The 20,468-nt window shown below is 49.0% G+C and carries 21 protein-coding genes; 4 read left to right on the top strand and 17 right to left on the bottom strand.

The window, feature by feature from the left end; translation table 11 throughout:
* Positions 1-129: 129 nt before the first annotated feature.
* Entirely contained in the window at positions 130-1,044 is a 915-nt protein-coding gene (locus CWC33_RS08475) for an alpha/beta fold hydrolase (RefSeq protein ID WP_100691585.1), read from the top strand.
* Complete coding sequence (locus tag CWC33_RS08470) at positions 1,041-2,312, top strand: O-acetylhomoserine aminocarboxypropyltransferase/cysteine synthase family protein (RefSeq protein ID WP_100691584.1); 1,272 nt, start codon at positions 1,041-1,043, stop codon at positions 2,310-2,312. Before CWC33_RS08475 ends, CWC33_RS08470 begins: the two co-directional genes overlap by 4 nt.
* Before the next feature lie 64 nt (positions 2,313-2,376).
* Here the strand turns inward: CWC33_RS08470 and CWC33_RS08465 are convergent, their stop codons facing one another.
* From CWC33_RS08465 to gspC, 13 genes are all read right to left on the bottom strand, one after another.
* Entirely contained in the window at positions 2,377-3,198 is an 822-nt protein-coding gene (locus tag CWC33_RS08465; protein WP_100691583.1) for a mechanosensitive ion channel domain-containing protein, read from the bottom strand.
* A gap of 76 nt (positions 3,199-3,274) precedes the next feature.
* Positions 3,275-4,021, bottom strand: coding sequence for a type II secretion system protein N (locus tag CWC33_RS08460; protein WP_100691582.1), 747 nt, complete (start codon positions 4,019-4,021; stop codon positions 3,275-3,277).
* Positions 4,018-4,536 (bottom strand): type II secretion system protein GspM, encoded by a 519-nt coding sequence (gene gspM / locus CWC33_RS08455; protein WP_100691581.1) that lies wholly within the window; start codon positions 4,534-4,536, stop codon positions 4,018-4,020. Before gspM ends, CWC33_RS08460 begins: the two co-directional genes overlap by 4 nt.
* A gap of 4 nt (positions 4,537-4,540) precedes the next feature.
* Positions 4,541-5,746 carry a type II secretion system protein GspL gene (gene gspL / locus CWC33_RS08450; RefSeq protein ID WP_100691580.1) on the bottom strand — a complete coding sequence of 402 codons (1,206 nt, stop codon included), beginning with the start codon at positions 5,744-5,746 and terminating at the stop codon, positions 4,541-4,543.
* Positions 5,747-5,749: 3 nt separating this feature from the next.
* A complete protein-coding gene (gene gspK / locus CWC33_RS08445; RefSeq protein WP_100691579.1) occupies positions 5,750-6,730 on the bottom strand; it encodes a type II secretion system minor pseudopilin GspK in 981 nt (326 codons plus the stop codon).
* Positions 6,720-7,403 (bottom strand): type II secretion system minor pseudopilin GspJ, encoded by a 684-nt coding sequence (gspJ, locus tag CWC33_RS08440; RefSeq protein ID WP_100691578.1) that lies wholly within the window; start codon positions 7,401-7,403, stop codon positions 6,720-6,722. The genes gspK and gspJ overlap by 11 nt, the downstream gene beginning before the upstream one ends.
* On the bottom strand, positions 7,393-7,785 hold the full coding sequence (gspI, locus tag CWC33_RS08435; protein WP_100691577.1) for a type II secretion system minor pseudopilin GspI: 393 nt from the start codon (positions 7,783-7,785) through the stop codon (positions 7,393-7,395). Before gspI ends, gspJ begins: the two co-directional genes overlap by 11 nt.
* Positions 7,782-8,369 (bottom strand): type II secretion system minor pseudopilin GspH, encoded by a 588-nt coding sequence (gspH, locus tag CWC33_RS08430; protein ID WP_232709778.1) that lies wholly within the window; start codon positions 8,367-8,369, stop codon positions 7,782-7,784. The genes gspI and gspH overlap by 4 nt, the downstream gene beginning before the upstream one ends.
* Entirely contained in the window at positions 8,344-8,781 is a 438-nt protein-coding gene (gene gspG / locus CWC33_RS08425; RefSeq protein WP_088767601.1) for a type II secretion system major pseudopilin GspG, read from the bottom strand. Before gspG ends, gspH begins: the two co-directional genes overlap by 26 nt.
* Before the next feature lie 2 nt (positions 8,782-8,783).
* Positions 8,784-10,010, bottom strand: coding sequence for a type II secretion system inner membrane protein GspF (gspF, locus tag CWC33_RS08420; protein ID WP_100691575.1), 1,227 nt, complete (start codon positions 10,008-10,010; stop codon positions 8,784-8,786).
* A 3-nt stretch (positions 10,011-10,013) separates the two neighbouring features.
* The gene (gene gspE / locus CWC33_RS08415; protein WP_100691574.1) at positions 10,014-11,498 is read right to left on the bottom strand and encodes a type II secretion system ATPase GspE; all 1,485 of its coding nucleotides are present in this window, start codon (positions 11,496-11,498) and stop codon (positions 10,014-10,016) included.
* Positions 11,491-13,554 carry a type II secretion system secretin GspD gene (gene gspD / locus CWC33_RS08410; RefSeq protein WP_100691573.1) on the bottom strand — a complete coding sequence of 688 codons (2,064 nt, stop codon included), beginning with the start codon at positions 13,552-13,554 and terminating at the stop codon, positions 11,491-11,493. Before gspD ends, gspE begins: the two co-directional genes overlap by 8 nt.
* 1 nt (position 13,555) lies before the next feature.
* On the bottom strand, positions 13,556-14,365 hold the full coding sequence (gspC, locus tag CWC33_RS08405; RefSeq protein WP_232709777.1) for a type II secretion system protein GspC: 810 nt from the start codon (positions 14,363-14,365) through the stop codon (positions 13,556-13,558).
* A 203-nt stretch (positions 14,366-14,568) separates the two neighbouring features.
* On the opposite strand from gspC, the gene hslR reads away from it, so the two are divergent.
* A complete protein-coding gene (gene hslR, locus CWC33_RS08400) occupies positions 14,569-14,976 on the top strand; it encodes a ribosome-associated heat shock protein Hsp15 (protein ID WP_100691572.1) in 408 nt (135 codons plus the stop codon).
* A gap of 2 nt (positions 14,977-14,978) precedes the next feature.
* Positions 14,979-15,803, top strand: coding sequence for an Hsp33 family molecular chaperone HslO (hslO, locus tag CWC33_RS08395; protein WP_100691571.1), 825 nt, complete (start codon positions 14,979-14,981; stop codon positions 15,801-15,803).
* 53 nt (positions 15,804-15,856) lie between these two features.
* Here the strand turns inward: hslO and der are convergent, their stop codons facing one another.
* Genes der through hisS form a run of 4 tightly spaced genes read right to left on the bottom strand, consistent with a single transcriptional unit; the run spans position 15,857 to position 20,431 of the window.
* Positions 15,857-17,296, bottom strand: a complete 1,440-nt coding sequence (der, locus tag CWC33_RS08390) for a ribosome biogenesis GTPase Der (protein ID WP_100691570.1) — start codon at positions 17,294-17,296, stop codon at positions 15,857-15,859.
* Between the two features lie 6 nt (positions 17,297-17,302).
* Positions 17,303-18,535, bottom strand: a complete 1,233-nt coding sequence (bamB, locus tag CWC33_RS08385; RefSeq protein ID WP_100691569.1) for an outer membrane protein assembly factor BamB — start codon at positions 18,533-18,535, stop codon at positions 17,303-17,305.
* On the bottom strand, positions 18,535-19,149 hold the full coding sequence (locus tag CWC33_RS08380) for a YfgM family protein (protein WP_100691568.1): 615 nt from the start codon (positions 19,147-19,149) through the stop codon (positions 18,535-18,537). The genes bamB and CWC33_RS08380 overlap by 1 nt, the downstream gene beginning before the upstream one ends.
* Before the next feature lie 4 nt (positions 19,150-19,153).
* The gene (gene hisS, locus CWC33_RS08375) at positions 19,154-20,431 is read right to left on the bottom strand and encodes a histidine--tRNA ligase (protein ID WP_100691567.1); all 1,278 of its coding nucleotides are present in this window, start codon (positions 20,429-20,431) and stop codon (positions 19,154-19,156) included.
* Positions 20,432-20,468: the final 37 nt, after the last annotated feature.

The following is a 20,468-nucleotide window of genomic DNA, read 5'->3' as shown; positions in this document are numbered from 1 at the left end:
TTCAATGCGCTGATACTAGCACAGAATGCAAAATAATAATTTTACATTTAGACGTCTAAATGTCTTGACGGCTTTATATCTGTTTATTATTGTCGCTGTATTGTTTTTTTTGAATTAACGGAGGCCGCTATGGTTCTTCCTATCGCTCGTTCATTTCATGCTCAAACACCTTATGGTCGTTTAAAAGGCTACCGTTATGGCTTTCCCGATGCCCCGGCTATTGTTGTACAGGGCGGTATCAGCGCAACCGGAAAGCTTTGGACACCGTCCGGCGATGGTTGGTGGCAATCGCTGCATCGGCTCTTCGCAGACACTGACGATTACCAATTTATTAGCTTTGACTACTTCGGCGGGTTAGGCGGCTCTGATTGTCCCGACACTCCGCTGTCCGTACGAGAAAACAGCAATGCTATTCATCACGCATTGCAAGCGGTATTGCCGGACGAGTCTCTGCACGGCTGGATTGGCGGCTCATTCGGAGGTGTTTTAGGCCTCCAGTACGCACTGGATAACCCAGAGTCGCTTGAGCGGCTAAGCGTTATTGGAGCGGCTCATAAACCATCGGTGCACTCGTCTTTATTGCGTTATTTCCAACAAGCGCTCATACAACGCTGCAACGATTCACAATTGGGTATTGTATTAGCCAGAGCACTGGCCATGCTCAGCTACCGCAGTGCGGAAGAGTTTGAATCGCGCTTTAGTAGCAGCGATGACGCTTTCGAGTACCTACTTTATAAAGGTGAACGACTGCTTAAAGAAAACGGTAACAGCTCACGCAGCCTGTTCACTCATCTCACACCCGTGTTGAACGAATACAGCATCAACCCAGAGCTCATTGAGACGCCCGTGCATCTGGTCGGTTTCACCAGCGACGCCATTGCGCCACCCAGTTTAGTGGCTGAACTTGAAGCCTTGCTACCTAGCTGTACGTCACGTGTGTCGGTTGAAAGTGAATACGGCCACGACGGATTTATTAAAAACGTGCCTGAGTACGGCACGTCGTTAAAACATTTTTTATTTGAAACGCATTTGGAGACCACATGAAAGACGAAACCTTATCCATTCATCATGGCTACGACACCGACCCAACCACCAAGTCAGTAGCTACGCCGATTTATCAAACGGCATCGTACGAGTTCGATAGCGCGCAGCACGGGGCCGATCTCTTCGACTTGGCGGTTGAAGGCAATATCTACTCACGCATTATGAACCCGACTAATGATGTGCTCGAAAAGCGGGTTGCCGCGCTTGAAGGTGGTGTTGCCGGGTTGGCGGTCGCGTCAGGCATGGCGGCTATTGAATACACGCTCATTACTCTGGCCAGCCAGGGCGACAACATTGTTACCGCCCCGCAGCTTTACGGAGGTACCTATACGCTGTTTCGTCATATGCTACCGTCGCTGGGTATCGAGGTCCGCTTTGCCGAATCAGACAATGCGAAAGACATTGACGCACTCATTGATGAGCGAACCAAAGCGGTGTATTGCGAAAGTATTGGTAACCCTGCGGGCAACATTGCCGACTTAGAAGCATTAGCAGGCGTAGCGCATGGTCATGGTATCCCCCTGGTTGTTGATAACACTGTCGCCACGCCGATTCTATGCAAGCCCATTAAACACGGCGCTGACATTGTCATCCACTCGTTGACGAAATACATTGGCGGGCATGGTAATTCCATCGGTGGACTTATTGTTGACTCCGGGCGCTTTGACTGGCTGGCTCACAAAGAACGGTTTCCTCAATTCAGTCACCCCGAGCCTGCTTATCACGGTGTGATTTATACTGACGCCTTTGGGCCGGCTGCGTTTATCGCGCGAGTGAGAACCGTCGCTTTGCGCAACACCGGTGCCTGTTTGTCGCCATTTAATGCCTTTTTATTGTTACAGGGGCTGGAAACTCTGGCTTTGCGTATTGAGCGACACTGCGAGAACGCAAAAGCAGTGGCCGACTATCTGCTGCAACATCCGAATGTCGACTGGGTTAACTATGCCGGTCTGGCGCAGCACCCACATTATGAACTTGCCAATAAATACATCTCCGGAGGGCTGCCAGCTTCATTATTGACCTTTGGTATAAAAGGCGGCTACGAGGCCGGCGTTCGGTTTTACGACAAGCTTGGCTTGTTTAAACGGTTAGTTAATATCGGTGACGCTAAGTCTCTGGCCTGTCATCCGGCGTCTACTACTCACCGACAGCTGTCAGAACAAGAGCAAGTGGCGGTTGGTGTGAAACCCGAAGCCATTCGCTTGTGTGTCGGCATTGAACACATTAGCGATATTATTGCTGATATAGAACAAGCTTTAGCGGTTTAACCCCCAGAAAAAAGAAAAGCCACCGACCGGTGGCTTTTTAAAGCGAATAAAACAACGCGTGCTCTTATGCGTCGTCTTTTTTCAAATGCACATCCATTTGTGGGAATGGAATACCAATGCCTTCCTCGTCTAAGCGATCTTTAATGCGCTCCAGTAAATCCCAACGGGTTGGCCAGTAATCTTCGTTTTTGACCCACGGGCGCACGTTAAAGTCGACAGAAGAGTTACCCAAATTTGTCACCGTAACCACTGGCTCTGGATCTTTTAGCACTCGCTCGTCATTGGTAATAACGTCCATTAATACTTGCTTGGTTTTCTGCAAGTTGGCGCTATAGCTCACGCCAATAACCAAATCGATACGGCGCAACTCTTCGCGGTTATAGTTAGTAATGGGGCCGCCAATAATCTCCGAATTCGGTACGAAGACAATTTTACGATCCGGTGTTTTTAAAATGGTTTGGAAAATATTAATTTGCTCGACCGTACCGGATACGCCACCGGCATCAACGTACTCGCCAGCACGGAACGGACGAAACATAATGAGCAATACGCCCGACGCAATATTTGATAGTGAACCCTGCAGCGCAAGGCCAATAGCCAAACCGGCGGCACCTAGAATCGCAATAAAGGAAGTGGTTTCAACACCGACGTGTGACAGTGCCATCATTATAGCCGCAATGAAGATAACCGCTTTTACAATTGCGCTCACAAAACTGATAACCGCGCCGTCTACTTCACGCTTTTTCATGCCTCGCGACATCACTCGTGTCACGCCATTCGCGACTAATTTACCAATAATTAAAATGGCAATCGCGATAATGAACTTAATCGAAAACTCGATAAGCATATTCTGATTGTCATTTATCCACTGAACAATACTGTCCATAACACGTCCTTATTTAACAAAAGCTGAATGAGTATTCTTTAAAAGTAACGCTTATTGCGACGCCTCGCAAATAACTTCACAGGCGGAACGAATAACGTCCCTGCGCATCTGGCTGCCCCATATATTGAATAAGCTTTGCCAGACCTTCCGGCGTTCGCGGTGTTGGCTTAACCGTACCTGACGCTTGAATATCCTGGCTGTTAATACTGGCATCCACTTCCAAACTCAAGTCGTTGTCGCCTCTCATGATTAACGCAACAGAGTTATTATCATGGCAACCCAGCTCTACGGGAAAGCTACCCAGCGACTGCCACTGTCCGTTGACCAGCACCTGTATATTGTCCCCGCTGGCATTGCCAACAAGATTGTCGCACCAACGAACAGGGCCCGGCGCGGTCACTACATACTCGCTCACATCAAGTTCCCAGCGACCTTTTGTTTGCAGTGGTAGTCTGGTTTGGGCCATTTCAAGTAGCGCGGCTAAACTGCCACTCGCCTTAATATTCTGCGCCCCAACACGGGTCGAACTAGCTAATAAACGTCCCTGCAGCGAAAATGGATTATTCTGTTTTGGTACATCCACATCAACAACCAGCTCACCCAGGAAAATGGATGACACCTGCCAGTCCCAACGCAGGTCATTAATGACATTACCGTCTACAACCACCTGCCCGGCCTGCCCCTGCCATAAGCTTCCGGACACTTGTGACAACTGGACGTTATTAGGCAATGGCAGCCAATAAACAACACGCGCGGGCAATAGCACCAGCATAGTGACTAAATACACCAAAATTAACCAAGGCAACCAGCGCTTTAATTTCATGAGACGTCTTTCACCAATAGTTTTCTTAAACGGACGTTACCGGGCTGCTCCAAACGCGCAATATCAGCGCCAGTTAGCTGCAAACCAAAGTCACTTTCCAGTGCATTCATAAACTGAAGCAACTGGTTAAATGGTACGGTATCAACAGTCACCAAATACTCTTCCCCCTGAGGCTGAATGCGCGCCAGCTCAATATCATATTGTGCCGCTGCCTGATTAATACGTTGGCTTAACGACCCCTTCACTGTCGAGTTGGTTGACGCTTTACCCTCCAGGCTTTTATAACGAGCGATAGCCTGCTGTACCCATTGATACTGATTCTGCTGCGCAGCCAACTGAGTCTCGGCCTGAGCAACCGCTTGCGCACTCGGCAACCAAATAACGAAGTACAAAAACGCCGCACCCACAACAATTGCTAAAGCGCTTAGCAGGCGCTGCTCGCGACGGTTAAATTGCTGCCAACGGTTATACGCAAGCTGTCGGTAAGGTTCAAAAATAGCTTTCAATTTGTCCATAACGTTACCCCTGAAGCTCAATAGTCAATGCACCCGACACCTGATCTCCGCGATTATTCATAGAGCCTGCTTCTATCGCCACGCCGTTATTTTGAGCCGCTCGCTGAAAAGCTTCTAACTGTGAAAAGCTGTCCGCCGTTGCTTGTAGCCTTAACTCATTATTTTGAAAACGCAGCAACTCAAGCTTAACCGACGGCTCGGCCTGAAATGCAGGCTGCAAGCTGTCGAGAGCAGCTAAAACGGAACGGTCTGAGCCTCCAGAGCCGCCAGCTCTATCGATTTTTTGCTGCAACTGTGCTCTTAAATTGACAATACGGGTTTCGTTTGGAAAAGCATCACGGTAAAGCTGCTCAGACTTTGCTTGTAACGAAGCGCGCTGCTGCTCCAGTTGCCAGTATTTTATGCCGTTTAGCGCAACGGCCAACACAAATAATACGCTGGCAGCTATTGCCAGCGGCTTCCAGGGCAGGCTTGATGACTGCCGCTGCTTCTTAGCTCGGAAAGCGCCTTGCCGAAGGTTAATTTCGGCGTTGCTTTGCAGCGCTGCCACAGCAATTGTCATGGGAACTTCAATGTCAGCCGACTCTAATACGGTAGGAGGCTGAGGCCAATCCAACGGCCCATAGTGAACAATTTTTTCCGGCGAGTCATACTCACTGCTTAGAATAGGCGCAAGTTCAGAGAACGCTGCTTGCTCCACGGCGAAACCTTGCCAGGTCGACGTTCTGACCAACACGCTGTGACCAAGCTCAATAGCGTGCCATTCGTTATCGTGGGTCGGCAGTAGGAAAGTATCAGGCAACCAACGGTTGGACTCAATTCCTGATTCTGACAGAATACCCAACCACTGCTGCATATGGGCTTTCTCTACAACAGCTACAGGTACGGTCGAGGCTTTTGTCTCAGGCCAGGCAAAATGCAACGTGTCTATGTCTGCCGCAAGCTCCTCTTCTAAAGCATAAGGGATGACTTTATCCAAATGCTTTTTACTACCCGCTGGTAGGGTCACCTGGGTTAAGAAAACGTCTTGACCCGGAATAGCAATTATCACCTCACTGCGGGCCGCTTTATCGGCTAACTGTGACAGCTCAGCGGTTGATTCCAGCTCGCCGCTTGCAATAAGTTCCTGCTGTTGTGAATGCCACAACAACCAGGGAATGCTTTCCGATGTTCCAAAAGCAGGCAGTCGTATTATTAGAGTTTCCTGCATTCTCTATTCTCCCATTGCACGATATAACGTCGTCACTTCGCCGTTACTCACATGCAGTACTGAACGGGCTTTCATTTCAACGTCGCCCCATTGTATGTATGCGGTTAACTGAAAGTATTCACTTTCAACATCAAGTTCTGACAGTTCAGCGTTAAGCTCGGCTTTAACTGTACTTATCGCTTCAAGCTCATTCACCTCGTCGTTAGACTCATAGCCCGCTTCCGGCCGGTTTGCTAAGAACGACTGTGCGTCCTGAAACGACATTTTTCCTTCAGTAAGAGCAGTCAGTAAAACCGCCTGTTCTTCTTTAAGTGTATTCACATTAATCGCTAAAGCGGTTTCATGCGGAATAGCGCAGACATAAGGTCTCAACTTCCTGACAATTTCCTGACTGTATCCTCTAACCATGCGCAGTTCACTAATATCCAACAGTAAGCTGTTTGCCGCTAAATAAGGCTTTGGCAACCCTTGATAGTCGGGGTCTTCTGCTCCGTTAGAGCCTGACAGTTGAGTATCTTCGTCAAGCCAGTCAACCAAGCTGTCGGTTAAACTTTCTGCCTGGTATTCGTCAAGCTCTACGCTTTGTAATAACGCTTTGTACTGACGTTTGCGTCGCTCCAGCGTGCCTGGGTCTTCGTCGTCTGTCACCAAACTGTTGACATTAAAACAACTGGATAAGTCTCTCACACGAGCGGAAATCTGCCCACCTTCCACGGGAAAAGGCCCCGTCCGACTGGCCCAGCCCTGCTGGTTATTAGCCACACCGTCATTCTCATTGAGCTCGCGTTTTAGTGCTTCCTTTAGAACGTCTTCGGCACTTAACCACATCCAATAGCTTTGTTCCGCCTGCTGCAAATTACCCATCCGGGTTATTTGCATTTGCAGTTTGCTACCGAGGTTCACCGCAATGACCGACACCAGAGCAATCACCAACATGACCGTTATAAGCGCAGCACCGTTATTACGAGACACTTTAGTCGGCATTCGACTCTCCCGCACTTTGTCGCTCAGTCAAACCTTCACCGGCAACCAGAAATACGCGTTTAATTTCGCCGTACTTCTCAGTTTGCAGCGTCACTTCGATGGCTTTGGGTAGGTCGCCTTCGCTACGCCACTCAGCGTTCCAACCTTGATCCAGGCCTCTATTACCGTCACTTTGGCCTGCGTCCCTGTAAAAGCGGAACGACAAATCAGTCACGCCATCCAATAACGTCTGTATTGTCGGCTCGTTACTCCTGTCATTCACAAACGAATAACTGACTCGCTGTAACTGACCCTTCATAACTCGATAAATAACCGGCTGCAACTCTGCTCGCGGCAGGACGTCACCCGGATTGTCAAAACCACTGCGTACAAAAGCCAGCACACCACGTTCTGAATCAAAATAACCCACGTCATTGCTTAAATACTGATGCGTCACCTCGGTATCGTTAGGCCGAGTCGGCTTTGCTACTATTTGCCGAATGTCCTGCTGCATTAGCAACTGACTGAATTGCAGTTGCTCCAGCGCTTCACGGCGCTCGCTCGACTGCTGTTCGGTACTCACCATTTGGCTAAGCACTTGATAACTGGCTATACCTATCACCGCAAAAATCGCCATGGTGACCAACACTTCAACCAAGGTGAAGCCTGATTGTTGCTTAGGGTTAACGCCCATTTCCACCACCTTTGCCAGCGGAGTCAGGTTTTCGCAAATAGCGCGTTAGTCGGTAATGTTCTCGCCCATTTTCAGATTTTGACACCGTCACTGTGACAGCGACCACGTTAGGTGTCACCGTTTCGACCACCTGTTGCTGCCAATGCCATATCGTTCCGGCTTGCTTTGCGGTGCCTTTTTTATTGTCCTTTACCGGCCAAGCCTGGGCCAGAGACAATTCTGCGATTCGGTTTGACGCCACATACTGAGCAAAGGTTTTGCTCTGTAAGTCGCTTAAGCTGGTTAAATGACTGCTCGCCGCCTGTAGCGCAGCCAAAGCAGCCAATCCGAAAATTGACAGTGCAACCATAACTTCAATAAGTGTAAAACCTTTTACCCTCATTGCTCAGGCGCCTCTTTTAACACCGTCAGTTGCCAGCTATTCTCGGTTTTTACCCAGCGTTCTGCACTCATATCATTCGCATTTTCAATTTTTACGCTGAAAGCCGTCATTTCACCACTCGGTAAAATCAGCACGTCAGGTTGCTTTGCTTCAGAATCATCGTCCTGCTCGGCCTCATCGCCGTTACCAAAGACACCTTCATTAAGTTCTTCGTTTTGTGCCAGCTCGGCTATGTCCTGGCTAAGCAACTGCCAACTTATCGGCCATTCAGTCTGTTGAGGTTTCAGTCCTCGCGCACTAAACGTCTGCCAACTTTCATCCTGCCATACCAGGAACTCGTAGCCATTGTCATTAAAGGCGATAGCAAGAGGCTGCTGTCGTACCATGGCATACTCACGAGCGTATTGAAGTTGTTGCTGCAGTGTAATTGCTGAATCTTGAGCAGAGTTTTGCTGACGATTACTGCCCGGTAACGTCAGCATTACTGAGCTGGCAATAAGACCAAGAATGGCCATGACCAGCATCAGTTCAATCAGTGTGAATCCTTGTTGCTGCGGCCTATTGGTCACGATCGTTGTTGCCAATCATCCAACTACCGAAGTCGTCTTCAGTACCTGGTTGACCATCTGGACCCGCTGAGAAAATATCAATATCGTCGTACTGCCCGGGGTTCAACAGCAAGTAGTCATTACCATAAGGGTCTTGAGGCAAGCGACGAATGTACCCACCCGTGCGGTAGCTGCGCGGCTGTGGATCCAGGTTTGGTTCATTAACAAGCGCCTCTAACCCCTGCTCAGTGGTCGGGAACATGCCGTTATCCAAGTGATACTGAGCCAGGGCATTTTCCAACGCCACAATATCAGCAATGACTTTTTGCTGGTTCGCTTTTTCCTGGTTACCCAGCACGTTAGGTAAAACCATGGTTGCCAAAATACCAATAATGGCAATAACCACCATAACTTCAACGAGTGAAAAACCGGATTGATTACGTCTCATAACTAAAGTCCTACACTATTATTTAACTGCAATATGGGCTGAATTATCGACAATACAATAAAGAAGACGATGCCCGCCATGGTGACAATCAGCACAGGCTCAAACACCTTTAAGCTGACGGTTACTAAGTTTTCAAATTCTTTGTCCTGGTTGTCGGCACAGCGCTTTAGCATCTGCTCAAGCTCACCTGACTTTTCACCCGCTGCTATCATGTGCAGCATCATGGGTGGGAACAGACCGGTTTCCTGAAGCGCCGCTCTCAATGACGAACCTTCTCTGACTCGGTCAGCGGCTTCGTCGACCGCTTCTCTTATGGCTAGGTTACCAATAACCGATGAGGTAATGCGTAAGCCATCCAGTAATGGCACCGCCGATGAGGTTAAAATGCTTAGCGTTCTGGCAAAGCGTGCCGTACTGACTCCTCGTATGACTTTCCCCAACATGGGAAGTTTCAGCAAACGATAGTGATATTTTAAGCGATTCGTGTCCTTTCTTAGCCACTGGCCGAACAGCAGTAATACAACCACCAAACCCACCACGAGCCAAAGTCCCCAGTTTTGCAGAAACTCACTGATGGCTATCATCGCCAGCGTTGTTGGAGGCAGCTCTTGTCCCATCGTCGCAAAGTTTTCGACAATTTGCGGCACTATTGATACCAACAGGAAAACGACGATGCCAATAGCCACCAGGGTCAGCATCAGCGGATAAACAAGCGCCTGCGTCAACTGACTTTTCATGTGTTGACGTTGTTCCGTGTAATCGGCCAGCTCTTCGAGAACCTGGTCCAGATGCCCGGACTTCTCACCGGCAGCAACCATTGCCGTATACAGCGAGTCAAACACCCCAGGGAATTCCGCCATTGCCTCAGCCAGACCATAACCTTCAACCACTTTACTTCGTACTGACATAACCAGCTTTTTCATTCGTGGTTTTTCAGTTTGGTCAGCAACGGCCAGTAAAGCTTGCTCAATAGGCAAAGCAGAGCCTACTAAGGTCGAAAGCTGGCGAGTAATAAGGGCAAGGTCCTGCGCTTTGACTTTTCGAAATGTGAAGCCCCAGCGATTCTGCGCACTTTGTTTCTTTTCTTTTTCGGCAGCCGCTGCAATCGCGACAGGCATCAATCCTTGTTCACGTAGCATTTGCCGAACCTGACGCTCGGTATCGGCCTCAAGCACGCCCTTTTTCTTACGCCCATTATTGGCTATTGCCTGATACTCAAATGCTGCCACGTATTACTCCTCGCGAGTGACTCGCAAGACTTCCTCTAATGTCGTTTTGCCTTCCAGCACTTTTTGCAAGCCATCTTGCCGAATACTCGGCGTTGACTGACGTATGTACTTTTCAATCGACTGTTCACCATGACCGTTATGCACCAGTTCGCGCACATGGTCGTCGACCTGAAGAAGCTCGTGAATACCGGTACGCCCTCTATAACCGGTATGGTTACATTCATCGCAACTGCCCGCCCGGTAAATAATTTCATCCGAGTCATCACTCAGCCCTAATATCTGACGCTCTTCAGCATCAGGCGTGTGTGGTTGGCGACAACTACTACACAAGGTACGAACTAAGCGCTGAGACAGCACCGCCAGTAGACTTGAGGACAACAGGAATGGTTCAACCCCCATATCTTCCAGGCGAGTAATAGCACCAGCCGCGGTGTTAGTATGCAGCGTGGATAACACTAAATGCCCAGTAAGTGACGCCTGTACCGCTATTTGGGCGGTTTCTACGTCTCGAATCTCACCCACCATCACCACGTCAGGATCCTGACGGAGAATGGCCCGCAAACCACGCGCAAACGTCATATCAACTCTCGGGTTTACCTGCGTTTGGCCAATGCCGTCAATGGCGTATTCAATGGGGTCTTCCACCGTCAGAATATTGCGATCTTTCGAGTTAATCTCGCTCAGTCCGGCATACAAGGTCGTACTTTTACCCGAGCCGGTAGGACCCGTCACAAGAATAATGCCATGCGGCTTATGAATCAGCTGTTGGAAGATATTGCGGTTCGTCTGTGTCATTCCCAGCTGCATTAAATTCAGGCGGGCATTATTTTTATCAAGCAAACGCAGAACGACTCGCTCACCGTGGTTCGACGGCATTGTCGATACCCGCACGTCGACCGCTCGACCGGCTATCAGCAAAGAGATACGACCATCCTGAGGCACCCGTTTCTCTGCAATATCCAGTTGCGCCATGACTTTAATGCGCGAGACCAGCAGCGACGAGAGCTTTCGATTCGGCCGTAATACTTCACGCAAGACACCGTCAATACGGAAGCGAATCAGCAACGATTTTTCGAACGTCTCTATGTGAATATCCGATGCGCCTTCTTTTATCGCCTCACTCAACATTGCGTTAATGAGTTTGATAATTGGCGCGTCGTCTTCACTTTCCAGAAGATCTTCGGTTTGCGGCAGTTCGTCCGCCAGCGAAAACAAATCTGACTCGTTGCCAATGTCTTCCATCAGCTGTTTTGCCTCTGATGAGTCGCGCTGATACGCCTGCGTCAACAGGGTTTCAAAGTCGTTGGCGGGGTGTTCTTGCAAGGTGAACGGTTGACCCAGTTTGCGTCGCACTTCCCTAAGCGCCTGCGCGGAAACGCCTGCACGGCAGTGCACAACCATTGGCTCCCCCGACTCCACCACGACGCCGAAGCGTTTGGCAAAACCAAAAGGCAATCGTGTTGTCGCAATAGCACTGGCGTCAGTCATTCTCTGTCTCTGGCTGTTTAGTATCCATGTACTCCTCAAAGCCCGGCGGCAGCGTCAGTTCACTGTCCCACTCATTCATTACCGGAGACTCTTCCATTGGCATTAAGGAAATACCGCGCGAACGCTCGTCCAGTTGTAGTGCTCGCATGTAGTTATATTTGGTCGAGCTGATTTCTCGCATACGCTTGCCATCGCGAACTATCGTTGGGCGAATAAACACCATTAAGTTGCGTTTTTGCTTGGACGTTGACGTCGAACTAAACAGTCGTCCTAATACCGGGATATCGCCTAACAGTGGTATTTTAGACACCGACTCTTGCACGTCTTCATCAATCAGTCCGCCTAATACAATGGTTTCACCGTCATCTGCCATGACAGTGGTTTTCATTTCGCGCTTATTGATAATAACGTCCACAGAGGTTGCACCACTTAAGCTGGATACTTCCTGCTCAATGGTCATTTGCACGGCGTCGCCTTCGTTAATTTGCGGTGTGACTTTTAACTTAATACCCACTTCCGTTCTATCGACCGTCTGGAATGGGTTGTCATTGTTGTCTCCGGTGGTTGAGCCGGTAATGGTGGGGACTTCCTGACCCACTAAGAAGCTGGCTTCTTCGTTATCAACCGTCACAATACTTGGCGTTGCCAAAATATTGGAATTGGTATCTTGAGTTACGGCTTGCACGACGGCAGCCCAGTCATTCTGAATGGTGCCAAACATCATACCGTTGACCGAACCTAGCAAATTAGCTAATAAGGAGATGTCGCCGGGCTCATCGGGTTCAGTGGTTGTCACCTCAACACCGCCATCAGTAATTCGAGTCGTCGTCGTGCCCGGTCTTTCTCGCGCCTGATAAGCACCCGCAGCCAGGCTACCAATAGGCACCTGATTGCCGGTATTGTACTGAACCATACCGCCGTCTTCGCTTATCCACTGCACGCCAAAGTCGACGTTATCGCCTTCCATAATTTCGACAATAATGGCTTCAACCTGGACCTGCGCACGGCGAATATCCAGGTCATGAATGACCTTTTCTAACGACGCCATCATGTCTTGCTGAGCCGTTATCACAACAGAGTTCGTCGGTTCATGCGGACTAATGCTCACAGAGTCGTTATTATTGCGTCGGCGAGTTGTGTTGGTATTTGACGTTTGTTGTTCACTTTCTGCCTGTATTGAGCGACTCACGTCGTTTAAAACCTCAACCACTTCCGGCGCCTTTGCGTACTTCAGATAGAAAACCCGGGTATTACCTTCCGACTTTAAGTCCTGATCGAGCTGTTTAATCAGCTTAACGACACGCGCTCTGGCCCGCGGCTCACCACTGACAATTACTGAGTTACTGCGCTCATCCGCGACAATTTTAGGAATGAGTAACGGCGGCGTACCGTCATTGTTACTTTTTTCATAAAGCGACTGAGCAATGCGTACTATTTCACTGGCCGATGCGTACTCAAGGTGAATCATGTCAACGTCCTGGTCACCAGCACGGTCAACTCGCTCAATAATTTCAACCAAGCGCTGCACCGTTTCGGAACGCCCTGTCATCATAATGACATTAGACGGATCATAACTGACCACCATGCCACCACCACTTTGATCGTTCAGTTGACGCAGTAACGGCGCTAGCTCACGCACAGACACATTTTCAACCGGCACAACGCGCGTGACCATGGCATCGCCAGAGCCTCGGCTGTCGGCATCCATTACCGGTAAGGACGATGTTTTCGCATCGCGGTCTCGAATGACTTTAAGTACGCCAGACTCCATCTCAACCGCGGCAAAGCCATAAACTTCCAATACATTCAGGAAAAACTGATAGTACTGCTCTTCGTTCATGACATCGTAACTGCGCACATCAATTTTTCCGCGCACATTTGGGTCAATAATGATGGTTTTGCCAAGGTTACGACCAACCACCTGAATAAACTCGTTGATGTCGGTATTTTTAAAGCTGGCTGCGTACTCTTCCGCCGTTAATGGCGTACTCATAACCGTTACGGCCAACCCCAGGGCTCCGAGCCAATTTCTTAAGCCTCTTCTTGCCACTGACATATTAATTTTCCTGTTGTTCCGGTAGCTCAAACGACAGCTCCATCCGTTCACCATCGCGCTCTATTTCAATTGATACTTGTGTTTGATTAGCCAACTCTTCGCTGGCTAACATGGCTTGTTCCATATCGGTTAAATCGTAGCCATTGATAGCGACCGCCAAGTCGCCATTTTGAAACCCTGCCCGCTTAAAAAGTTCAGGGTTTTTAGCCGACTTCAAGCGATAACCTATTAGCGAACCGCCTTCCATAGCCGGTGAGATACTGACGTACTCCATAATGGACGACGGATCATTCGCTATAGTGCTAAGCTGAGTTTCAACAAATTCGGTTCCGCTATTCTCGGCGGGCTCGTCTGTGTTTTTTTGTTCTGTCGCAGCCTCATCCACCGTGAGCGATAATGCGGGACGATCCTCACCAACATCTTCCATCACTAGAGTTTCAAGTCGTCCGTTGTTGTCCAGAATGACTCTGTCGGCGTAAATTTCTTCGACCGTTACACGAGAACTGCCGATACTTTCACCGATAATATAAGTTCGCTGCTGGCTTCCTTGCTGAATGATGGCCGCCGAGCGCTCGGGGTTAGAGCTTGCCGATACACCAATAAGGCGCACATTCAGTGTGGTTTTCGGTGCATTGCGCGAATTTCTTGGACCTTGCACTTCTGACTCACCAAAAAGATTCAGTGCCTGAATACGATTAATGTCGATGGTATTGCCAGACTGTGACGTCGAGTTAAACTTCGGTACCGTCGGCTGCAGGTTCTGAGGTTCACTGGGTGACAGCAACGACCAGGTGAACTCGGCAAGTAGCACCGCAACGCAAAACCACAGAAAAGCGGTTAACGCGAGCAGGAGTCTGCGCCAATGGGCTGAATTCGTAAAATACTGTTTAAGTCTGGCAGTCACTTTATTCTTATTCTTGTTACACTGACAAAAGAGATTCATGCATTCTAGCGCAGCGAACATGAGTCAACAATCGCTTAACACAAACTTTATAACGAAATGATTGCGGTTTTATGACAAAGAAGCAAAAGAGTACATCGTCTGACACGGGTGTTCGCCTGGATAAATGGCTTTGGGCAGCGCGTTTTTATAAAACCCGCGCTTTGGCCAGAGAGATGGTTCAAGCGGGTAAAGTCCACTATGACGGACAACGCAGCAAGCCATCTAAAGTGGTTCAGGTGGGTGCTATTATTACATTACGTCAAGGCTTCGATAGCAAAGAGGTTGAGGTGCTTGAGTTAAGTGAGCAACGCCGCGGCGCTCCGGAAGCTCAGCTTTTGTATCGTGAAACAGAAAAAAGCATCGCAAAACGCGAAGAAAACGCAGAAGCAAGAAAGCTTAATGCATTGTATAATCCACATCCTGACGGACGTCCTGACAAAAAACAGCGACGTCAGCTAATTCGTTTTAAAAAGGAGTGACCATGGAGTACCCAACGGACCAACTATCGCGTTATACCTTTAACGACCATGATGTTCGCGGCGAGCTGGTTCAGCTGACCAGCAGCTACCAGACCTTAATCCGTGGTCATAACTACCCGGCGGCCGTACAAGAAGTGTTAGGCCACATGATGGCTGCGGTTTCTCTACTGACCGCAACATTGAAATTTGAAGGGCATATTGCGGTTCAGTTGCAAGGCGACGGTCCCCTCAACTTCGTTGCCGTTAACGGTAACCATAAGCAAGAGCTTCGCGGTATTGCCCGTTTAAGAGCAGAACTGGAAGGCACGGACTTACGTTCAATGATTGGCAAAGGTCAATTAATTATCACATTGACGCCGGACACAGGCGAGCGTTATCAGGGCGTCGTTAGTGGCGACGCCGACTCTATTGCTGAAATGTTGGAAAATTACTTTGAGCAGTCCGAGCAATTACACACCAAGGTATGGCTTCATGCTGACGGCGAGCACGCAGCGGGCATGTTATTGCAGCGATTGCCGTCGTCAGGTCAGGATTTAACAGGGTTTGAACACTTAGCAACCCTGACTGACACCATCACCGCTCAAGAGCTTTACACCGTGCCGGCTGAAGAGCTGCTGCACCGTTTGTACCATGAAGAAACCGTGCACTTGTACCCGGCTCAGCCCGTCAGCTTTGTGTGTGGCTGTTCTCGTGACAAGACTCTTGATGCATTAGCGTCGGTTAAGCCTGAAGAGCTAAAAGAGATATTGGACAGAGACGGCGAAATTGTCATGACTTGTGACTATTGCCTAACCGAATATGTTTTTAAGCCGTCTGATTTTAACTGAGTGACGCTTGGCAACAAAAAAGCCCGATATTTGTTGATATCGGGCTTTTTTCATTACTTCTTCTTTTTCAAAAACTTCATTAACCGCTTTCGCTTGCGTTGCTGCGACAAGGTCAGCTGGTTTTTCTTGCCGGCAAACGGGTTCTTCGGTTCTTTAAATTCAATCTTTATCGGCGTTCCCATAATGCCTAATGCTTTTCTAAAGTAGTTCATTAGGTAACGCTTATACGAGCCTGGTAAGTCAGTCACCTGGTTACCATGAATAACGATTCTCGGCGGATTATAGCCGCCTGCATGCGCATACTTGAGTTTAACCCGGCGTCCACTAACCAACGGCGGTTGGTGCTCATCTTGCGCCATTTCCATTATTTTGGTCAATTTAGACGTACCGATACGCTGTGTTGCACTAGCATAAGCTTCTTCAACCGACTCAAATAAATGACCAACACCGGTTCCATGCAAAGCAGAAATGAAATGCAAGCGGGCAAAGTCAACAAAACCTAAGCGACGATCGAGCTCACGCTTAATTTCTTCTTTATGGTCACTTTCCAGGCCGTCCCACTTATTCACGGCAATCACAATGGAACGCCCTGCATTCAGCGCGAAACCGATAAGATTCAAATCCTGATCGGTAATGGTTTCTCGTGCGTCAATAACGACAAGAACAACATTGGCATCTTCAATGGCTTGTAAGGTCTTCACCACTGAAAACTTCTCAATGGCTTCGCCAATACGACCTCGACGACGAACCCCGGCAGTATCAATTAAGATGTACTCGCGCTCGTCACGCTGCATCGGAATATAAACCGAATCTCGGGTAGTGCCTGGCATATCGTAAACGACAACCCGCTCTTCACCCAGAATGCGGTTAGTGAGTGTTGATTTACCCACGTTAGGTCGACCGACAATCGCCAACTTAAGCGGCAGAGCTTCATAATCTATCTCGTCATGTTCGAGATCTTCAGAATCCTCTTTGGTCGACGCAATAACATCAGGGTAGTCATCAGCCAGCGGCTTAAAGCACGTTGTCAGTAGCTGTTCAACACCTCGTCCGTGCGCCGCCGCAATACCATATAACTCACCCAGCGACAGCGAGTAAAAGTCCGCCATTGCAGAGGTTGCATCAATCCCATCAATTTTATTGCAGACCAAATACACTTTTTTATTCTGTTTGCGCAGGTGAGTCGCTATCGCTTGGTCGCCTACTGTGACACCATCTCGCGCATCAACCAGAAACAAAACCACATCGGCTTCATCGACCGCCAGCAATGACTGCTTAGCCATCTCTTCATCGATACCCTCTTCATCACCGTGAATACCGCCGGTATCGACGACGATAAACTGATAACCGTCGTAGTTTGCTTGTCCATACTTTCGGTCTCGGGTCAGCCCGGGAAAGTCCGCTACCAACGCATCGCGAGTGCGTGTTAACCGATTAAACAAGGTGGATTTCCCAACGTTTGGGCGCCCCACGAGCGCAACAACTGGTAGCATTATTTATTAATTTCCTGAGTTTATATCAATAGCGATAATGTCGCCGTCACGAGTTTGCACGTAAGCAACGTTGTCACTAATAGCGGGGGCAACGTAAACGCCGTCGCCGCCAACATGATAACGTCCTTTAATTTCGCCTGTGTCATCATCAAGCCAATGCAAATAACCTTCAAAGTCACCGACAAGTATGTGACCGCGATGTCTCGCCGGCGCCGATAGTTCACGGCCAAACAAGCGAGTATTGCTCCAACGTTCAATACCACCGTTTTGGTCTAACGCATAAACATGGCTATTTACATCGGTTAAGAAAATTCGACTTGCGGTTACCAGCATATTTTCGAAGGATTTATAGTCACGTTTCCAGCGAACTTCACCGCTCATCAATTCAAGTGCGACCAATTCACCGTTATAAGCAACCATATACAAAGTGGTTCCTTGTGACGCCGGTGCCGCATCAACGTCGGCTAAGCGCTCAAGCTCAGTACCACCGCTGGCTTCGCCAATCGTCTGCGTCCACGCTTGCTGGCCGCTGTCAGAAATCAGTACCATGCCGTTGCCGTTGCTGTCACCGACAATGACACCGCCGCTGATAATAGCGGGCGCTGAAGCACCACGAACCGACAGCATAGGTGTTTGATACTCATATTCCCACTGCTGCTCACCGGTCGATGCATCAAGGCTAATCACCTTGCCACCACCCGTATGAACGACGACTCGGCCTTCGCCGACAGCCGGATCCGACATGACCTCGTTACCCACCTCGGTGTGCCAAATCAAGTCACCGGTCTGCGCATCTAGCGCAATAACATCGCCATTCTCGGTGCCAAGAAACACACTGTCATACTGGGCAACTAAACCGCCAGAAATTCGTGCCGGGAAGGGGCTGGCAAAAAGACCATCGAACCAACCTTCATCACGTGCCTCGTCAAAAGTAATAAGGTTACGTAAATCAGTCTGCCAAACCTTTTTACCGTTGGTTTTGTCCATAGCTCGCACTATGCCAGCTCGGTCAGCCGCATAGACATTGCCATACTCAACCACCGGGCTTAAACGAGAAAAGTACTCGCCGATGCCATCACCGACAGACTCACTCCAAAGTACTCGCGGCGACACCTCTTCGTTAATTGGTTGAAGGGTTGCGAATTTAGGCTCTTCGTCGTCTGAGCTTGAACAGCCCACGGCGATTAACGCTGCCGACACTAGCGCGACACTTTTTACCAGAGATTTAATAGACTGCATTATGATTTAGCCAGACTGTTGAGTTTCATTTGCAGCGCAGGAGTCAAAGACTCATCCGCTTCCAACGCGCGTTGATACGCTGCCCGTGCGTCTTCGTTTTGGCCTTTATCAGCCAAAATATCACCTTCAATTTCAGCGGCAAAACCTTGATAGGCATCCGGGTAGGTACCACGGACTAATTCAAGCGCTGCATCCGTTTGCTCCTGAGCAACAAGTACACGAGCAAGGCGAATACTCGCCAGCGCTCTAAGGTTATTGTCCTCTGTGTTATCGACCACTAACTGCAGCGAGGTTACCGCTGTTGCCAGATCGTTTTCATCGACCGCTTCTTTGGCTAATTGCAACGCGACCAAGTGCGCATATGTGTTTTCGGTATTCTCTGAAACAAAGTTTTGTGCTTCTACAAGCGCATTATCACTGCCTTCCGACAGTGCTGCAGTTAACTGCTCGTACTTTGATGAAGCCAGCTGTTGCTGTTCCATTGTGTGTTGGTCGTAAAAGCGCCAGCCATAAAACAGACCGAAACCGATAACCGCACCGGCGACGATACCCTTACCGTGCTCTTTCCAAAACTCTTTAATTCGTTCGACTTGTTGTTCTTCTGTATTGTCCACCAGACTACCCTCTTGTCAGTGGCTGCAAACGTTCTATCAGCGCTTGCCAGCTCAAAGTTTCTTGCTGCTCGTCAGTACGTAATGGCTTAACCGTTACTTGCTGTTGAGCGATTTCATCTGCGCCGATAATCAGAGCAACTTCAGCCCCGGATTTATCCGCTTTTTTCATTTGTTTCTTCATCGCACCGCCACCACAGTGCGAAACTAATCTTAAATCCGGTAATTCATTTCTCAGCTGTTCGGCAATGCGTGGCGCATTAAGTTCCGCATCTTCACCCAGAGGCATTAAGTAAGCATCGACCGTGCGTCGTGGTGTCAGCTTATTTTGCTCTTGAAGCAAGAGCACCAATCGCTCCATGCCCATAGCAAACCCAACGGCCGGTGTCGCTTTGCCACCAAGCTGCTCTACCAAGCCATCATAACGACCACCTGCACATACGGTGCCCTGCGCTCCCAGTGCTGTCGTGACCCATTCAAATACAGTCCGGTTGTAATAATCAAGTCCACGAACTAAACGTTCATTTAATGTGTACTTCACACCTGCGTTCTCTAATCGAGATGTCAGCTGCTGGAAATGCTCACGAGACTCGTCGTCCCAATAGTCCGATAACTTTGGTGCGTTCTCGAGAAGCTTTTGCGTGTTCGCGTCTTTACTATCAAGTATGCGTAGCGGGTTTGTCTCCAAACGGCGCTGGCTGTCTTCGTCCAGTTCGCTTGCGTATTCGCTCAAATAGCTCTTTAAGGCGTCTCGGTAATTTGCGCGCGCGTCATTGGAGCCAAGAGAGTTCAGTTGTAGCTCAACTTGATCCGCGATACCAAAGGCTTGCCATAAACGCGCAGATAATAAAATCACTTCCGCGTCAGCGTCAGCGCTATCAATACCAAAAGTTTCAATACCAAACTGATGAAACTGACGATAGCGCCCTTTCTGAGGACGCTCGTAACGAAACATCGGTCCCATGTACCACAGTCGCTGAATTTGGTTATACAGCAAACCATGCTGGTTACCGGCACGAACGCAACTTGCTGTACCTTCAGGACGCAGAGTGACGCTCTCTCCGTTTCTGTCGTCAAACGTATACATTTCTTTTTCAACGATATCAGTCACTTCACCGATAGAGCGTTTGAATAGCTGAGTGCTTTCCAGCACCGGCATACGAATTTCACTGTAGCCATAACTGGCTGCGACTTTACGGATAATGGACTCAACTTGCTGCCAGGCTGGACTTTGATCAGGCAACAAGTCGTTCATGCCACGAATTGCTTGTATTGTATTCGCCACGGAACCTTCTCGTTTGGTAATCGCTACAAAAATAAGC

The organism is Idiomarina sp. X4, from assembly GCF_002808045.1.
Taxonomy (GTDB): domain Bacteria; phylum Pseudomonadota; class Gammaproteobacteria; order Enterobacterales; family Alteromonadaceae; genus Idiomarina.
The sequence above is the reverse complement of the archived record's forward strand: the minus strand, read 5'-3'. Positions and strand labels throughout refer to the sequence as shown.